Source organism: Kluyvera cryocrescens NBRC 102467, from assembly GCF_001571285.1.
GTDB lineage: Bacteria > Pseudomonadota > Gammaproteobacteria > Enterobacterales > Enterobacteriaceae > Kluyvera > Kluyvera cryocrescens.
On record NZ_BCTM01000024.1, the window covers coordinates 48,186 to 66,045 of the forward strand.

Sequence of the window (17,860 nt, forward strand, 5' to 3'; positions counted from 1 at the left end):
AATAAAAAGCCACCCCGAAGGATGGCTTATGATCGTGAAGCGTGACGTCGCAATCAGCTGCGCTGACGTACCGCTTCAAACAGGCAAATACCGGTTGCAACCGACACGTTCAGTGATGAAACGCTGCCAGCCATGGGAATGCTGATCAGCTCATCGCAGTGTTCACGCGTCAGACGGCGCATGCCTTCGCCTTCTGCACCCATCACCAGCGCCATAGCGCCGGTCATTTTGCTTTGGAACAGCGTATGGGTCGCTTCGCCGGCAGTTCCGACAATCCACACGCTCTCTTCCTGCAGCATACGCATGGTGCGCGCAAGGTTAGTCACGCGGATCAGCGGAACGTTTTCCGCCGCACCACAAGCGACTTTCTTCGCCGTCGCGTTCAGCTGTGCCGAACGATCTTTTGGAACAATAACCGCATGGACGCCCGCGGCATCCGCACTACGCAGGCAAGCGCCAAGGTTGTGCGGATCGGTAACTCCGTCCAGGATCAGCAGGAATGGCTTATCAATAGAGGCGATCAGATCCGGCAGGTCGTTTTCCTGGTACTGACGACCCGGCTTCACGCGCGCAATAATCCCTTGGTGCACAGCACCTTCGCTTTTCTCATCCAGGTACTGACGGTTCGCCAGCTGGATAACCACGCCCTGCGCTTCCAGCGCATGGATCAGCGGCATCAGGCGCTTATCGTCGCGGCCTTTCAGAATAAAGACTTCCTGAAAACGTTCAGGGGCGCGCTCCAGCAGTGCCTGCACTGCGTGGATGCCGTAAATCATTTCACTCATTAAAGATTCTCATTTTTAAGCGGGACTGGCGATATTGCGCCATTATACCCGACAAAGACGACCATTCTCATCACCGCTGGCTTTTACGCCTTACTCTCTGAAAGTGGCCTTATCAGCTTCGCTAATTTCACATAACACCCGGCAAGGAACGCCAACTGCGACCACCTTAGGCGGTATAGACTTTGTCACCGCGCTGCTCGCACCACTCACGCTGTTGCGGCCAACGCTGTCGAACAGTTTTGGCAACAGCTCACGTCGACGCGTTTCCTCTGACGGACGCGTCATATTGTAATCATAAGCCAGCTCTTTCCCGGCGCAACGTTCTTCCGGTAGCCCTTCACAGTGGTCGGTATACAGTAACCCCAGATTCATCCTTTCCCTGACGGAGATACTTATCTCCCTTTCTGTGAACGGTTCGCTGGCCTAATCATTACTCGGCGACTTTTTTCTTCGCCGCACGTTTTGCTTTCGTGGCTGCCGCAATTTTCTGCGTTTTCGCCGACGGTTTTTTGGCCTTTCTCGCGTCTTTCTTAGCCGCTTTTGGCTTCGGTTTTTTCTCGCCGCGGAACGCACTGTCTGGCTCAAAATTCACTTTTTTGCCGACCTGGCGACGACGACCGTTGCCTTTCGCTGCTGGTGCTTTTTTCGCTTTCTCACGCTCCGTCTTACCGACATTACGCGGACCACGCTCGCTGGAGATCAGCGAGAAGTCAATTTTGCGCTCGTCCATGTTGACCGCTTCGACGCGGACTTCAACGCGGTCGCCAAGGCGATAGGTCTGACCGCCAGACTCACCGATCAGGCGTTGACCAATCTGGTCAAAGCGATAGTAGTCGTTATCCAGTGAAGAAACGTGGACCAGACCGTCGATGAACAGCTCGTCCAGACGAACGAAGAAGCCAAAGCCGGTGACGCTGGCGATAACGCCTTTAAAGACATTACCCACCTGGTCCTGCATAAAGTCGCATTTTAGCCAGTCGGAGACGTCGCGCGTCGCTTCATCAGCGCGGCGTTCGGTCATCGAACAGTGCTGACCCAGTTGCAGCATCTCTTCCATTGAATAATGGTAGCCGCCGGTTTCGGTGCTGTTGCCTTTATGGCCCTGTTCTTTCGCCAGCAGATACTTAATCGCGCGGTGCAGCGAGAGGTCAGGATAACGGCGAATCGGCGAAGTGAAGTGCGCATAAGACTGCAGCGCCAGGCCGAAGTGACCACGGTTTTCCGGATCGTAAATCGCCTGCTTCATCGAACGTAGCAGCATGGTTTGCAGCATTTCCGCATCCGGCCTGTCGGCCACGGACTCCAGCAGCTCGGCGTAGTCGCGCGGCTCTGGTTTATTGCCGCCTGGCAGCTCCAGACCCAGTTCGGACAGCACGGAGCGGAAAGCGGTAATCGCTTCAGTCGTCGGCTTATCGTGGATACGGAACAGCGCTGGCTCGTTCGCTTTCTCAACAAAGCGCGCCGCCGAGATGTTCGCCAGGATCATGCACTCTTCAATCAGCTTGTGCGCATCGTTACGCTGGGTCTGTTCGATACGCTCAATACGGCGATCGGCGTTGAAGATAAACTTCGCTTCTTCGCTTTCAAACGAGATCCCACCGCGCTCGGCGCGGGCCTGATCCAGCACTTTGTAGAGGTTGTGCAACTCTTCAATGTGTTTAACCAGCGGCGCGTACTGTTCACGCAGCTCCTGGTCACCCTGTAGCATGTGCCAGACCTTGGTATAGGTCAGACGCGCATGCGAGCTCATCACCGCCTCGTAGAATTTGAAGCCGGTTAAGCGCCCTTTGGTCGAGACGGTCATTTCGCACACCATACACAGGCGGTCAACCTGCGGGTTCAGCGAGCACAGGCCGTTAGAGAGTACTTCCGGCAGCATAGGAACAACCTGCGTTGGGAAGTAAACGGAAGTGCCGCGGTTGCGGGCCTCACCATCCAACGGCGTCGGTGGACGAACGTAGTAACTCACGTCGGCAATCGCTACCCACAGACGCCAGCCGCCACCGCGTTTTTTCTCACAGTAAACCGCATCATCAAAGTCGCGGGCGTCTTCACCATCGATGGTGACCAGCGGCAGATCGCGCAGATCAACACGGCCGACTTTCGCCTCTTCCGGCACCTGCTCTTTCAGCCCTGCCACTTGCGCTTCCACCGCTGGCGGCCAGACGTGAGGGATTTCATGAGTGCGCAGCGCCATCTCAACGGCCATACCGGTACCCATATTTTCGCCAAGGACTTCAACGATTTTACCGATCGCTTTCGTGCGGCGGGTTGGGCGTTGGATCAGTTCGACCACCACCACAAAGCCCATACGCGCTCCCATCACCGATTCAGGCGGGATGAGGATATCGAAGCTCAGGCGGCTGTCGTCGGGTACCACAAAACCTACGCCCGCGTCGGTAAAGTAGCGACCGACGATCTGCGCGTTGCGCGGAACCAGGACACGAACAATACGCGCCTCGCGACGACCTTTACGGTCAGCGCCCAGCGGTTGTGCCAGCACTTCATCACCGTGCATGCACATCTTCATCTGTTCGCTCGACAGATACAGGTCGTCTTTGCGGCCTTCCACGCGCAGGAAGCCAAAGCCATCGCGATGGCCGATAACCATGCCTTTGAGCAGGTCGAGACGTTCCGGCAGCGCGTAGCACTGGCGGCGGGTAAAGACTAACTGCCCGTCGCGCTCCATAGCGCGCAGGCGACGACGCAGAGCTTCAATCTGCTCTTCGCCTTCAATATTCAGTTCAATGGCCAGTTCTTCACGATTTGCCGGTTTTTCGCGTTTTGTTAAGTGTTCAAGGATAAATTCCCGGCTCGGGATAGGGTTGGCGTACTTTTCTGTTTCACGTTCCAGGAAAGGATCTTTTGACATGTCGGTTCCTCCGTCATCATCGCTGCCGGCGGTAGTAATAATTACTCCACCAGCAATAATTTATAGAGCGGTTGATTCTTTTCAACCAAATCAGCCAGTGTGTAGTTATCCAGTTCCTTGAGAAAACTTTGCACGGCTTGAGAAAGTGCCTGTTTCAAACGACAGGCCGGCGTAATATGGCAAAACTCGCTGCTGCAGTTCACCAACGTTAGGGGTTCAAGTTCACGAACCACATCTCCCACGCGAACATCTTTTGCCGGTTTGCCCAAGCGGATGCCACCGTTTTTGCCTCGCACCGCCGTGACGTATCCGGCGCGGCTTAGCTGGTTGATGATTTTAACCATATGGTTACGCGACACGCCGTAGACCTCGGTCACCTCCGAGATACTGGTCATCTTGCCTTCCGGCAGCGACGCCATATAAATCAGCGCGCGTAATCCATAATCGGTAAAACTTGTTAACTGCACATCAACCTCAGGGAAATGGGGAATAAAGAGTAAGTTTGCTGATATTAATTATATTGATGATAAACCAGCCAGCCTCTGAGCCGCTAATTTATTTCATGACGGGAAGGAAAAAAGCGAGGGTATAAAGCACGATTAAGCCGGATAGCAACGCCAGGCGTCTTATCCGGCTTACAGGGTCAGGAGACCTGACAAGCGCAGCGCCAGCAGGCGCTGCACCAGAGCCATGAATTATGCGTCAAACGGGTCGCGCAGGATCATGGTTTCAGTACGGTCTGGGCCAGTTGAGATAATATCAATCGGCACGCCGGTCAGTTCTTCAATACGCTGAATGTAGTTCAGTGCTGCCTGCGGCAGACCGCTACGTTCCTTCACGCCAAAGGTGGTTTCAGACCAGCCAGGCATGGTTTCATAGATTGGTTCGATACCTTCCCAATCATCTGCTGCCAGCGGAGTGGTAGTGACTTCACGGCCATCCGGCATACGGTAAGCAACGCAGATTTTAACTTCTTTCAGGCCGTCCAGAACGTCCAGCTTGGTCAGGCAGAAGCCAGACAGGGAGTTAATCTGTACCGCACGACGCACGGCAACGGAGTCCAGCCAGCCGGTACGACGACGACGGCCGGTAGTGGCGCCGAATTCGTTACCCTGCTTGCACAGGAACTCACCGGTTTCATCAAACAGTTCGGTCGGGAATGGACCTGCACCCACGCGAGTGGAGTACGCTTTGATGATGCCCAGTACGTAGTCAACATAGCGCGGGCCGAGGCCAGAACCAGTTGCTACACCACCCGCGGTGGTGTTGGAAGAGGTCACGTACGGATAGGTACCGTGGTCGATATCCAGCAGCGTACCCTGCGCGCCTTCGAACATCACGAAGTCACCGCGTTTACGTGCCTGATCGAGCAGATCGGAAACGTCAACAACCATGCTGGTCAGGATGTCGGCAACGGCCATCACATCGTCCAGAACTTTCTGGTAATCAACCGCTTCCACTTTGTAGAAGTTCACCAGCTGGAAGTTGTGATATTCCATCACTTCTTTCAGTTTGTCGGCGAAGGTGGCTTTATCGAAGAGATCGCCCACGCGCAGACCGCGACGAGCCACTTTGTCTTCGTAAGCAGGACCGATACCACGACCGGTAGTCCCGATAGCTTTAGAGCCGCGCGCTTTTTCGCGAGCGCCATCCAGGGCGACGTGATAATCAAGGATTAACGGGCATGCTTCAGACAGCAGCAGGCGCTCACGAACCGGGATACCACGGTCTTCCAGGCCTTTCATCTCTTTCATCAGCGCGGCTGGAGACAGCACAACACCGTTACCGATGATGCTGGTTACATTCTCGCGGAGAATACCTGATGGAATAAGATGGAGGACGGTTTTTTCACCGTTGATTACGAGAGTATGGCCTGCGTTGTGGCCACCCTGATAGCGAACAACATATTTTGCACGCTCAGTAAGAAGATCAACAATCTTCCCTTTACCTTCGTCACCCCATTGGGTGCCCAGTACGACGACGTTGTTACCCATTTTTCAAAATCACCGATTGCTTAAAAATGGATTCTACCATCGCTTTTTCAGATATACAGCACTTTTTAACCACAAAATCGCACAGAAATGCTGTTTTTATAATCAGCCAACCGTTTTCGTCAACATGTAGTAGATGACGATACCTGCAACCACAAGACCGCCGCCAAATCGACGTAACATCGTATCGGGTAATTGGGTCATAGTAGAAATCATCTTGCGCCAGGCTTTGGGATAAAGCATCGGTCCAAGACCTTCAAGCACCAATACCAGCGCGAGCGCCAACCAGATAGTCGAATTCATTATTCATCCCCGTGATATGCCCTGAACGCTTTGTGCGCGGATCGACAAACGTTGCCAACGCTCCAGCGACACAAATGATGGTGGGCATAAAAAGAAAACCACCGGCTCCCAAGGGAGGCGGTGGTTTTGGTCATACATTCGCGCAATTAGCGCGTCGTGGTACCCGGTGTCTTCATGTAGCGGAAGAAATCGCTATCCGGGCTCAGAACCATCACATCCTGATTGCTATCGAAGCTGGCTTCGTATGCACGCAGGCTACGGATAAAGGCGTAGAAGTCTGGATCCTGGCTAAATGCATCGGCAAACAGTTTCGCCGCTTCCGCATCACCTTCACCGCGCATAATACGACCCTGACGTTCAGCTTCTGCCAGCGTCTTCGTCACTTCATAGTCTGCGGTAGCGCGCAGTTTTTCTGCCTCTTCCTGACCCTGTGAACGGTGACGACGGGCAACAGCTTCACGCTCGGCGCGCATACGGTTGTAGATCGCTTCAGAGACCTCAGCAGGCAGGTTGATCTGCTTGATACGCACATCGACCACTTCAATGCCTAACGCCGCCATGCTGTTCGGATTAACGGTTGGCCCTTTGATGTTAGCCTGCTGCTCTACACGCTCTGCCGCTTCCGCAATGGCGTTATCCGCCGCTGGGGTCGCCACTTCATCATCTGCGCCAGAAGAACCGGAGTTCAGCGCGTCGCGAACTTCCAGGGTCAAACGACCGCGGGAGTCGGTGACGATGTCTTTCACGTCCAGACGACCAATCTCAGAACGCAGACGGTCAGAGAATTTACGTTTCAGCAGCACTTCGGCCTGCGAGACGTCACCGCCGCCGGTGGCCAGGAAGTAACGGCTGAAATCGCTAATACGCCACTTAATATAAGAGTCGACGATCAGGTCTTTCTTCTCTTTGGTCACGAAGCGGTCAGCCTGGTTATCCATGGTCTGGATACGGGCATCAAGCATTTTAACCGATTGAATAAACGGAACCTTAAAGTGCAGGCCCGGCTCATAAATCAACGGTTTCTTGTCGCCGTCACGCACGACGCTGCTGAACTGGAATTTAATCCCGCGCTCGCCTTCTTTAACCACAAAAATAGAGGTGTAAAGCACTACCAGCGCGATGATGATAATCGCGATAACTGACTTACGCATCGTTATTCCCCCTGACGCTGGTAATCGTTACGCTGCGCGTTAGCACGGCGTTGGTCCATGATGTTGCCCTGATTGGCAGACGACGTGTTGCTTGCGCTGCTGCTGGATGAGGATGCAGGCGGCAGGCGCAACAGGTTATTCGCACCACTGCTATCGCTCTTTGCCGCAGGGGCAGCGTTACCGCCTTTGAGCATTTGATCCAGCGGCAGAACCATCAGGTTGCCATTTTTGTTGTCGCTAACCAGCACTTTGCGGGTATGGCTCAACACTTTTTCCATGGTCTCGATATACAGACGCTCGCGGGTAATCTGCGGTGCGGCTTTATATTCTGGCAGGATCTTAGCGAAGCGAGCCACTTCACCCTGCGCTTCCAGCACGGTCTGGGTCTTATACGCACGCGCTTCTTCCAGAATACGCTGTGCCTGACCGTTCGCACGCGGCTGTACTTCGTTGGTGTACGCTTCCGCTTCACGGATGTACTGCTGCTCGTTCTCACGCGCGGCAATCGCATCATCAAATGCGGCCTTCACCTCTTCCGGCGGACGAGCGGCCTGGAAGTTGACGTCCAGCAGGGTGATACCCATGTTGTATGGACGAATGGTCTCTTCCAGCTCGCGCTGGGTATCGCTACGAATAACGGTACGACCTTCGGTCAGGATACGGTCCATGGTGTATTTGCCGATCACGCCGCGCAGCGCGCTGTCGGTAGCCTGGCGCAGACTGTCGTCGGCGCTGGTCACGCTAAACAGATAACGCTGAGGATCGGTGATCCGGTACTGCACGTTCATTTCAACGCGCACGACGTTTTCGTCGGAGGTCAGCATCACGCCGGATGCGGCCAGTTCACGCACGGCTTCCACGTTCACCGGCGTCACTTCGTCGACAAACGTTGGTTTCCAGTTCAGACCCGGCTCAACCAGATGGCTAAACTTACCAAAACGCGTCACAACGCCGCGCTCGGCTTCTTTGATGGTATAGAAACCGCTAGCCGCCCAGATAACGACCACAGCGGCGGCAGCGATACCGACAATGCGACCGCCCATCGGCGTGCGAGGCCCCTGAGAGGAGTTGCCGGAGCCGCCTTTACCGCCCCCAAAACCGCCAAGCTTTTTGCTCAGCTTACGGAAGATATCATCCAAATCCGGCGGCCCCTGATCGCGACCGCCTTTATTTCCATTTCCCCCGGAGTTGCCGCCTTGATTATTGCTGCTCCCCCACGGGTCGCGGTCTTGTCCGTTATTACCGGGCTGATTCCACGCCATGTTTATGCTCCATATTTGTTATGCGGTGATATAGCTTTTCCCAGTTCAGATCTTTTCGCTGTTAACCGCGACTCCATCCTGGTTGTCGCCGTCGCGTTGAGGCGATCTGAACCGCTGGGTGCCCAATGGGCTAATGTTTTCAGGCAAGCTGCACGGTCAGACGACGTAGTCTGTCAGTGTCGGTTCTTGTTTACAGAGGCGACGCCAGTCGACAATCGGCATGCGAACCTGCAATTTGACGCAGCCGTCATCCTCCATCCACTCTTTTTCGATTGCCTGAAGCTGATAAAAGCGACTACGCAAACGCCCTTCCTTCGGAGGTAAACGCAGCGTGTGCTGCGCGACTTCGCCGGAGAGCAGTTCCGTCAACGCCTGAAAAAGAAGTGGTACCCCTACTCCGGTTTGCGCAGACAGCCACACCCGAATAGGTTTGTTCTCTTCATCTCTATCGATACGCGGTTCAAACTCATCGAGCATATCGATTTTGTTCATCACCAGCAGAGTCGGGATCTCATGTGCATCAATCTCTTCGAGCACCGTATCAACCGCATCGATATTTTCCTGCACGCGAACATCTGCGGCATCAATCACGTGGAGCAGCAGCGTCGCTTCGCGGGTTTCCTGCAATGTGGCTTTAAACGCCGCCACGAGGTCATGCGGCAGATGGCGAATAAAACCAACGGTATCGGCTAATACCGTTTCACCTACATCCGCAACATCAATACGACGCAGCGTCGGATCGAGGGTAGCGAACAGCTGATCGGCGGCGTAGACCTCCGCCTCAGTCAGATGGTTAAACAGCGTCGATTTCCCGGCGTTGGTGTACCCCACCAACGATACCGTCGGAACATCGGCTTTGACGCGCGAACGGCGTCCTTGCTCACGCTGTTTGGCAACCCTTTCGATACGCGAGAGGATTTGCATAATGCGATTACGCAGCAAACGACGGTCAGTTTCGAGCTGGGTTTCACCCGGGCCACGCAAACCGATCCCGCCTTTTTGTCTTTCAAGGTGCGTCCAGCCGCGTACGAGGCGTGTCGCCAGGTGGCGCAACTGCGCGAGCTCAACCTGCAGCTTACCTTCATGGGTACGTGCGCGTTGGGCAAAAATATCTAAAATTAGACCTGTGCGATCAATCACCCGGCATTCACACAAACGCTCGAGGTTACGTTCCTGCGCGGGGCTAAGTGCATGATCAAACAGCACAACGGAAGCGCCTGTCGCTTTTACGGCTTCCGCAATTTCGACAGCCTTACCTTCACCAACAAAATACTTTGGGTGCGGGGCTTTACGGCTACCGGTAATCACCTGCATTGCTTCGACACCAGCGGAAGAGACCAGGGATTCAAACTCCTGAAGGTCTTCCATATCTTTGTCTTGCGTAAAATAGATGTGTACCAGCACCGCCTGCTCACCGGCGTCATAACGGTCAAACAAGCGTTATATCTCCTGAAATACCAGCGGGGAACCTCAATGATTCGGCTCCCCGACATGGATTAACAGCCATCAACCTTATTCGGTTTCTTCGCTGTCTTGCTGCGCAGAACCCTGCGCGTTGCTACCGTGATGGTAGTTACTACCGGTACCGCCGCCAGCGTTGTTGCTATGATGTGAAACCGGACGAGACGGGACAACAGTAGAAATTGCGTGCTTATAGACCATCTGGCTGACCGTGTTTTTCAACAGGATCACGAACTGATCGAAAGACTCAATTTGCCCTTGCAGCTTAATACCATTCACCAAATAAATAGAAACTGGAACACGTTCCCGACGCAGTGCGTTCAGGAACGGATCTTGTAAAGATTGCCCCTTAGCCATTCTCTCTTTTCCTTATATGCTTATTTGTACTTATACACTTCGTCTTCCAGGCCACGAAGCCGCAACCTGTTCGATTTGCGTATGAACCTTACGATTCGAAAATTGCGCACGATACGACTCAATTGTACACATTCAGTCTACACTAGCACCCACTACCTGTATTACTTGACTAAACGACTGCTCCGGCTGCTCACTATCTAACCAATGAACGCCTTCCCAACCGCGTAGCCACGTCACCTGGCGTTTCGCTAGCTGTCTCGTGGCACAAACTCCTCTATAAACCATTTCATCATAAGAGATTTCGCCTTCAAGGTATGACCACATCTGGCGATATCCCACACAACGAATGGAAGGCATATCCGTATGCAAATCTCCACGGGCAAATAGCGCCCGCACTTCTGCTTCAAAACCTGAAGCTAACATCTGATGAAAACGCTGCTCAATGCGTTGATGGAGCAGTTCACGGCTCGCCGGGGCGATGGCGAACTGATGCACCTTGTAGGGTAGAGCGTCTCCTGACGTTTGTGTCAGCTCCGTTAAAGTTTTACCCGAAATGAAAAAAACTTCCAGTGCTCGGGAAAGTCTTTGCGGATCATTTGGATGTATACGCTCAGCCGCGACGGGGTCTATCTCCCGCAGCTGCTGGTGCAGCGCCATCCAACCTTGCTCTTCCGCCTGCTGTTCAATCCGCGCCCGAACTTCCGGGTCTGCAGAAGGAAGCGGCGATAACCCTTCTAATAACGCTTTGAAATATAACATTGTGCCACCGACCAGCAGGGGGATTTTCCCTGCTGCGGTGATCTCCGCCATCTGCGCGAGCGCATCACGACGAAAATCCGCCGCCGAATAGGCCTGCGACGGATCGAGAATGTCCAACAGCCGGTGCGGCGCTGCTTGCAGCTCTTCCGCGGTCGGCTTGGCGGTGCCGATGTCCATCCCTCGATAAATAAGGGCGGAATCCACACTAATCAACTCTACTGGCAAAACTTTACGTAATTCAATCGCCAGCGCCGTTTTGCCCGAAGCGGTTGGTCCCATTAAAAAAATTGCCTTAGGCAGGCTCGCCTCGGTTACATCACTCATTTCGTAGGGCGTTCATCGCAGAATCTAAATCAACAGGTTGCAACAGGCCGCCTGGTGGTGCTTTGACCAACTGCGGGCAAAGACGTTCAACGTCTGCCAGCATGGCAATCGCCTGCGCGGTATTCCACTGCGCGTGATCGCTCGTTAAATTACGGGCTAACCACTGCGCGACGTTACCGGCATCGACATGAGTCTGACCCACCAGGTAGCCTATCAGTTCAGGAATCAAGATTTGTAAATTTTGTTGGCGTAAGGGTAAAGGCACCGCGCGAATCGTGGCATGCTGGCCTTCCAGCAATATTTCAATCCCCAACGTATTCAGCGTGGCCTTCGCACCTTCCAGCGTTTGCTTTTCGGCCTCCGTCACCTTAAGGCGCAGTGGGATCAGCAACGGCTGAGCGCAAATCGTTGTTTCGCCAGGCGTCAACTGCGCCTGACGCAACCAGCGTTCGGCAACGGGTAAAGCCAGCAGGCTAAGCTTGCCGCTGCGCTCCAGCAGCGCACACTCATCGGCAAGAATCGCCAGTACGCGCCCAAAACTCTGGCTATGTCCCGCCAGGTTTTCTGCCGCCGGTTTCGACGGCTCCGGGCGCTTGACCGGAGTATCAAGCAGTTGGCGGTAGAGCGCACCCTGCTGTTTGTGATAGCCCGGCTGAGCGTTTGGCCAGCTTGCGCCACCGCTGCTAGCGCGAGAAGGAGCATCGCCATTGGCCGACGGGTAACGCACAGCGGCGGGTTCACGCGCTATCGCCGGCTCAGCAAATTGGTTACGTCCCGCGGCGATGCGGTTTTCCGGCAGGGCACGCGCCGCAGGCTCATCATCGTTTGCCAACGGTAAAGGTGCGTCCAACTGCTGCTGCAACACGCTCAGCACGCCCTGGTAGATAAAATCATGCACCAATCGCGACTGGTGAAAACGGACTTCATGCTTGGCCGGGTGCACGTTCACATCCACCTGGTGCGGATCGATGTCGAGATACAGCACAAACGCTGGCTGCTGATCCGCACCGAGCTTATCTTCACACGCTTGTCGAATGGCGTGGTTAATCAGCCGGTCGCGCATCATACGCCCGTTCACGTAGCAATACTGAATTTCCGCCAGTGCCGTGGTGGTGTGCTTCGGATCCGCCACCCAGCCGTGCAGCGCCAGGTCGCCGTGCTGCCACTCAATGGCCAACGCCTGCTCGAGGAACGGTACGCCGCAGATAGCACCCAAGCGACGCTCTTTCGACGCCCCCTCGGCCACCGCCCGATATTGGCGGATAGCTTTGCCATTGTGGCTCAGGTTGAAGCTCACATCGAAGCGCGCCAGCGCAATACGGCGAATGATTTCATCAATGTGGTTAAATTCGGTTTTTTCGGTGCGCATAAACTTGCGCCGCGCCGGCGTGTTGTAGAACAGGTCCAGCACCTCGAGCGTCGTCCCGACCGGGTGCGCCGCAGGTTTGACGGTCACCGCCTGATCGCGGCCTTCGGCATAGGCCTGCCAGGCTTCAGCCTGCTCAGCCGTGCGCGACGTAAGCGTCAGACGTGCGACCGAGCTAATACTCGCCAGCGCTTCCCCACGAAAACCCAGGCTGACAATCGCTTCAAGATCGTCGAGAGAGGCAATTTTACTGGTGGCATGTCGCGCCAGCGCCAGCGCCAGCTCGTCTTTCTTGATCCCGCAGCCGTTATCGCGAATACGGATAAGCTTGGCACCGCCGCGTTCAATATCAATATCGATGCGGGTTGCCCCCGCATCGAGACTGTTTTCCACCAGTTCTTTCACTACCGATGCAGGACGCTCCACCACTTCACCCGCAGCAATCTGGTTAGCAAGCTGTGGCGGTAAAACCTGAATCGGCATGAATACTCCTTAGTTAATGAGCGTCCGGGTAGAGGATGCTGCGCTGGCAGTCTGCGACTGTTCGTCACGAGGGCCGGATTGTATCGGATGCGCGGTAAAATAGTTACGTAAACCGGTATAAATGGCTTCCGCGATTTTCTGCTGGTAGTCATCGCTCCCCAGCAGTCGTTCTTCGCCACTGTTACTGATAAAACCGGTTTCAACAAGAATTGAGGGGATATCCGGCGAGCGCAGCACGCCAAGGCTGGCATGCTCAGGGCGTCGTTTATGCAAATTTCCCACGCGCTGTAGTTGACCGATCACGCTGGTTGCCACATCATACCCTACGCGCTGCGAATGACCGAATTGCAGATCCAGCACCGCCTGGCTCAGGTAAGGATCAGCCTGACTGTTGGCCAGTACGTCACCGGCACCACCGAGCAGTTCGGACTGCTTCTCATGCTGCTCCAGCCAACCGGCCATTTCACTATTCGCGCGACGGTTCGACAGCACCCACACTGAAGCGCCGGTGGCATCGCGATTTGGTGCAGCATCCGCGTGAATCGACACCAGGAAATGCGCATTTTGCTTACGCGCAACGTCGGAACGCCCCATCACCGAAATAAAGTAGTCGCCATCGCGGGTCAACACGCCACGGAACATCGGATCGTCGTTCAACAGCGCTCGAAGCTTGCGCGCAATGGCGATAGTGACGTTTTTCTCACGCGTACCGCCAGGGCCAATAGCGCCCGGATCCTGGCCACCGTGGCCGGCATCGATGGCGATAATCACTTTGTCACCGGAAGCGACGCGCGCGCGCGCGGCCGGACGCGGCGTTGGCGCGATCGTGCTGGCAATAGCAGGCTGACGCTCACGGCTAAAGCTGCCATTGTTGTTACTGCTGCTACTGCTGCTGCCACCGCTAAACGGATTACGCGCAGGCTGGGAAGGAGCCGGCGCGATAACCGGCGTTTCTACCCGCTTCGCGACCACTGGAGGCGGCGGTGGTGGTGGTGGCGTATCGGCGTTGATGGTAAACACAACGGTATAGTTAGCCCCGTTTTGCTGTTTCACCGCGCGCGTTTTGCCATTTTCCGTCAAATCGACCACCAGCCGCAGCGACTGATCGTCCTTCGGCGTGGCGGAACGAATGCCTTTTACCAGATTGTTACCGCTAAAACGCAGCGGCAGCCCCTGAATCACGCCCGTTTGCTTGATATCCAGCACCACGCTGCGTTTATCATCCTGGCTGAAGTTATATTCCGGATCGCCCATAAAGCTAAACGTGATACGCGCCTGCGTTTCACTGTTCGCCACCTGAATATCAGACAAGCTCGCCGCCAGAGCCGGTGCACAGACCAGCATCAGCGCAGCGATCAACCACCCTTTTGCGCGAATAATCATCCTGCGATCCCTAAAATTAACCGGCAAACCGCGCCAGCAGAGACTCACCTAATGAGGAGACCGCAGCGATGCGCGCCTCACGCCCTTGCGCCTGGTAATCTAAGTGTATTTCGATATCCGGCTCGGGCAGAACACTGGTGCCCTGTTGCGGCCATTCCACCAGGCAAATGGCATCGTCAGTAAAGTAATCGCGGATCCCCATAAATTCGAGCTCCTCGGGATCGGCAAGGCGGTACAGATCGAAGTGGTAGACCATGAGCTTATCGAGCTGATACGGCTCAACAAGGGTATAAGTTGGACTTTTGACGTTGCCGTTATGGCCCAGCGCCTGCAGAAATCCGCGGCTAAAGGTGGTTTTACCTGCGCCTAAGTCGCCATACAGATAGATGACCGTTGCGCCGAGACAGGCCTGCGCCACTCGGTTGCCAAGGTCCAGGGTTGCCTGCTCATCAGGTAAAGGAATCACTCGATTAATCATGGTTTACGTCAATCACATCCGGGTTAACAACACGCCGTAGCGTGGAAAAGAGATCGGTCGCCAACATGCCGCGGGTGCCATAGCGCGCCGCCAGTTCATCGGCCGCTGCACCGTGGGCGATACACCCTACGCAGGCTGCATCATACGGCGATAATGCCTGCCCCAGCAATGCGCCAATGATGCCCGAAAGCACATCGCCCATTCCACCGCTGGCCATACCGGCATTTCCGGCATCAATTATGCTTATCACACCGCGTTCATCGGCAACGATTGTCCCCGCCCCTTTCAGCACGACGACGCCTCCGTACCGTTGTACCAGACGCTGAGCAGAAAATAAGCGATCGTTCTCAATTTCCGCCACTGAACAACTCAGCAGACGCGCGGCCTCACCGGGATGCGGTGTGATCACGCGATTGTGACGTTTATCCGGATTGATTGCCAGTAGGTTCAGCGCATCGGCATCCCACAGCGTGGGTTTGCGGAAATTATCTATTTTGCGCAGCGCCTGCGTCCCCCACGGGGCCTGCCCCAGGCCGGGACCAATCACCACCACATCCGCCCATTCCAGGCTTTCATCCAGCGACTGCGGTGTGAGTTCATCAACCATCAATTCCGGGCGTGCCGTGATGATTGGCGCGATGTTTTCCACACGCGTGAGCACTTTCACCAATCCTGCCCCCGCACGTAGCGCGGCTTCTCCGGCCATACGAATGGCGCCAGCGGTCCCCCGATCGCCACCGATCAGCACCAGGCGTCCATGATCGCCTTTGTGCGAAGTCGGACGCCGTGGGGTAAACCACTGCGACAACTGTGAGGCATCGAGACGATGAACATGCGTTTGCTGTTTTGCCAGCCACGCTTCCAGACCCAGCGCATGATGGCGAAGCTGGCCAACCACATCGCGCGCTTTGCCCGTCAGTAGACCCGGTTTGAGGGCGATAAACGTGATGGTATATGCCGCATGGATCACGGCGCCCGGCGTGGTCCCAGTTTGGGCATTGAGGCCGGAGGGAATATCCAACGCAATAATCGGGGCCGGAAAAAGGTTCGCCTGCTCAATCAACCCCGCCACGTTCTCACGCGGCGCGTTGTGTAATCCGGTACCGAGCAGAGCATCAATAATTAAGTCCACGTCCTGCGGCCATGGGATATCCGTCTGATGAATGGTTCCGCCGCTTGCAAGCCACGCCTGATGGGCCGTGTGCGCCTCTTCCGGCAGTGGCTTATCAACGGTCTGGGCCATGAGCGTCACGCGAATACCCGCGGCTTGCGCCAGACGAGCGACAACGTAGCCATCGCCACCGTTATTACCGTGACCGCACAATATCAGCCAATGCGCGGCTGCAGGATACGCGCTACGCGCCATATCAAACGCGGCCTTTCCGGCGCGCTCCATCAGTTCATAAAGGGAAATGCCGAGACTCTCTGCCGCCGTTTTTTCGGCGCGACGCAGTTCGTCCGCAGGCCAAATGGAGTGTGGTATACTTTGGGGGATTCTTGTCAATGTATGGTCCGTCATGTCACAGCCCCTCGATCTCAATCAATTAGCGCAACAAATCAAACAATGGGGCACTGAACTCGGTTTTCAGCAGGTCGGTATTACTGACACCGATCTCAGCGAGGCCGAACCTAAACTACAGGCATGGCTGGATAAACAATACCACGGCGAGATGGATTGGATGGCACGCCACGGCATGATGCGCGCTCGTCCCCACGAACTGCAGCCCGGAACGCTCCGGGTGATTAGCGTTCGCATGAATTATCTTCCCGCCAATGCGGCATTTGCCCGCACGCTGAAAAACCCCGAGCTCGGATACGTCAGCCGTTATGCCCTAGGGCGTGATTATCATAAGCTGTTGCGTAACCGCCTTAAAAAGCTCGGTGAAATGATTCAGGAACAGTGTGTCTCGCTGAATTTTAGACCGTTTGTCGACTCTGCGCCTATTCTTGAACGCCCATTAGCGGAAAAAGCAGGAATTGGCTGGACGGGTAAGCACTCACTAATCCTAAATCGCGATGCCGGAACGTTCTTTTTCCTTGGCGAATTGTTAGTCGATATCCCTCTGCCCATCGATCGGCCGGTAGCTGAAGAGTGCGGACGATGCGTCGCGTGCATGACCATCTGCCCGACCGGCGCGATTGTCGAACCCTATACCGTCGATGCCCGGCGCTGCATTTCCTATCTGACTATCGAACTGGAGGGCGCAATTCCGGAAGAGTTTCGTCCGCTCATCGGCAATCGTATTTACGGTTGCGACGACTGCCAGCTTATCTGCCCATGGAACCGTTTTTCGCAGTTAACCGATGAAGAGGACTTCAGCCCACGCAAAGCCCTGCATTCTCCCGAACTCATCGAGCTGTTCGCCTGGACAGAAGCCTGGTTCCTGAAAGTTACCGAAGGCTCGGCGATCCGTCGTATCGGTCATTTGCGCTGGCTGCGAAATATTGCCGTCGCGCTCGGCAATGCGCCGTGGAGTGAAGGTGTACTTAATGCCCTGGAAAGCCGCCGAGGTGAGCACCCACTACTCGATGAACACATTGAATGGGCGGTTGCGCAGCAAATTGCCCGCCGAAATGAGGGAGCAATCGAGGTGCAGTTGCCGAAGAAACAGCGTCTGGTGAGAGTGGTGGAAAAAGGCTTACCGCGCGATGCCTAAGATACTCACAGCCTGTGAGTAAAAATAAAAACACATTGCGTTTCAACATGCCAAATTTCGTCAAGCGATCTCGATAACATTTTGAAATGATATATCTCGTTATATTTCAATGAGATAAATTAACGCGTAAAAACCTCAAAAAAGTTAGCATGCGAAGAAGATGGCGACAGGCTGTGGATAACTCTGTTCACAAGAGTATTTCAGGAACGAAAAAAACAACCTCAACGA

The 17,860-nt window shown here is 55.0% G+C and carries 16 protein-coding genes; 1 reads left to right on the top strand and 15 read right to left on the bottom strand.

From position 1 onward, the window contains the following. Positions 1-53 precede the first annotated feature (53 nt). From rlmB to nnr, 15 genes are all read right to left on the bottom strand, one after another. Positions 54-785: a 23S rRNA (guanosine(2251)-2'-O)-methyltransferase RlmB gene (gene rlmB, locus KCR01S_RS17080; protein WP_052283246.1), complete on the bottom strand. Its 732-nt coding sequence runs from the start codon at positions 783-785 to the stop codon at positions 54-56. A 90-nt stretch (positions 786-875) separates the two neighbouring features. After that, on the bottom strand, positions 876-1,157 hold the full coding sequence (locus KCR01S_RS17085) for a maltose acetyltransferase domain-containing protein (protein WP_061284251.1): 282 nt from the start codon (positions 1,155-1,157) through the stop codon (positions 876-878). A gap of 58 nt (positions 1,158-1,215) precedes the next feature. Further along, a complete protein-coding gene (gene rnr, locus KCR01S_RS17090) occupies positions 1,216-3,657 on the bottom strand; it encodes a ribonuclease R (RefSeq protein ID WP_061284255.1) in 2,442 nt (813 codons plus the stop codon). 41 nt (positions 3,658-3,698) lie between these two features. After that, entirely contained in the window at positions 3,699-4,124 is a 426-nt protein-coding gene (gene nsrR / locus KCR01S_RS17095) for a nitric oxide-sensing transcriptional repressor NsrR (RefSeq protein WP_061284257.1), read from the bottom strand. 228 nt (positions 4,125-4,352) lie between these two features. Further along, positions 4,353-5,651: an adenylosuccinate synthase gene (purA, locus tag KCR01S_RS17100; protein WP_061284259.1), complete on the bottom strand. Its 1,299-nt coding sequence runs from the start codon at positions 5,649-5,651 to the stop codon at positions 4,353-4,355. A gap of 102 nt (positions 5,652-5,753) precedes the next feature. Continuing rightward, positions 5,754-5,951 (bottom strand): DUF2065 domain-containing protein, encoded by a 198-nt coding sequence (locus tag KCR01S_RS17105; protein ID WP_052284695.1) that lies wholly within the window; start codon positions 5,949-5,951, stop codon positions 5,754-5,756. A 146-nt stretch (positions 5,952-6,097) separates the two neighbouring features. Further along, the gene (gene hflC / locus KCR01S_RS17110; RefSeq protein WP_061284262.1) at positions 6,098-7,102 is read right to left on the bottom strand and encodes a protease modulator HflC; all 1,005 of its coding nucleotides are present in this window, start codon (positions 7,100-7,102) and stop codon (positions 6,098-6,100) included. Between the two features lie 2 nt (positions 7,103-7,104). Continuing rightward, positions 7,105-8,364: an FtsH protease activity modulator HflK gene (gene hflK, locus KCR01S_RS17115; protein ID WP_061284263.1), complete on the bottom strand. Its 1,260-nt coding sequence runs from the start codon at positions 8,362-8,364 to the stop codon at positions 7,105-7,107. A gap of 156 nt (positions 8,365-8,520) precedes the next feature. Beyond that, the gene (gene hflX / locus KCR01S_RS17120) at positions 8,521-9,801 is read right to left on the bottom strand and encodes a ribosome rescue GTPase HflX (RefSeq protein ID WP_052284692.1); all 1,281 of its coding nucleotides are present in this window, start codon (positions 9,799-9,801) and stop codon (positions 8,521-8,523) included. Between the two features lie 75 nt (positions 9,802-9,876). Beyond that, a complete protein-coding gene (gene hfq / locus KCR01S_RS17125; RefSeq protein ID WP_052284691.1) occupies positions 9,877-10,182 on the bottom strand; it encodes an RNA chaperone Hfq in 306 nt (101 codons plus the stop codon). A 132-nt stretch (positions 10,183-10,314) separates the two neighbouring features. Further along, on the bottom strand, positions 10,315-11,265 hold the full coding sequence (gene miaA, locus KCR01S_RS17130; protein ID WP_061284265.1) for a tRNA (adenosine(37)-N6)-dimethylallyltransferase MiaA: 951 nt from the start codon (positions 11,263-11,265) through the stop codon (positions 10,315-10,317). After that, positions 11,258-13,114 (bottom strand): DNA mismatch repair endonuclease MutL, encoded by a 1,857-nt coding sequence (gene mutL, locus KCR01S_RS17135; RefSeq protein ID WP_061284266.1) that lies wholly within the window; start codon positions 13,112-13,114, stop codon positions 11,258-11,260. Before mutL ends, miaA begins: the two co-directional genes overlap by 8 nt. 9 nt (positions 13,115-13,123) lie before the next feature. Next, a complete protein-coding gene (amiB, locus tag KCR01S_RS17140; protein WP_061284268.1) occupies positions 13,124-14,497 on the bottom strand; it encodes an N-acetylmuramoyl-L-alanine amidase AmiB in 1,374 nt (457 codons plus the stop codon). Positions 14,498-14,513: 16 nt separating this feature from the next. Next, positions 14,514-14,975, bottom strand: coding sequence for a tRNA (adenosine(37)-N6)-threonylcarbamoyltransferase complex ATPase subunit type 1 TsaE (tsaE, locus tag KCR01S_RS17145; RefSeq protein ID WP_061284269.1), 462 nt, complete (start codon positions 14,973-14,975; stop codon positions 14,514-14,516). After that, entirely contained in the window at positions 14,968-16,494 is a 1,527-nt protein-coding gene (gene nnr, locus KCR01S_RS17150; RefSeq protein WP_061284271.1) for a bifunctional ADP-dependent NAD(P)H-hydrate dehydratase/NAD(P)H-hydrate epimerase, read from the bottom strand. Before nnr ends, tsaE begins: the two co-directional genes overlap by 8 nt. Here nnr and queG point away from each other — a divergent pair. After that, positions 16,493-17,632: a tRNA epoxyqueuosine(34) reductase QueG gene (gene queG / locus KCR01S_RS17155; RefSeq protein ID WP_061284273.1), complete on the top strand. Its 1,140-nt coding sequence runs from the start codon at positions 16,493-16,495 to the stop codon at positions 17,630-17,632. The genes nnr and queG overlap by 2 nt on opposite strands. Positions 17,633-17,860 lie beyond the last annotated feature (228 nt).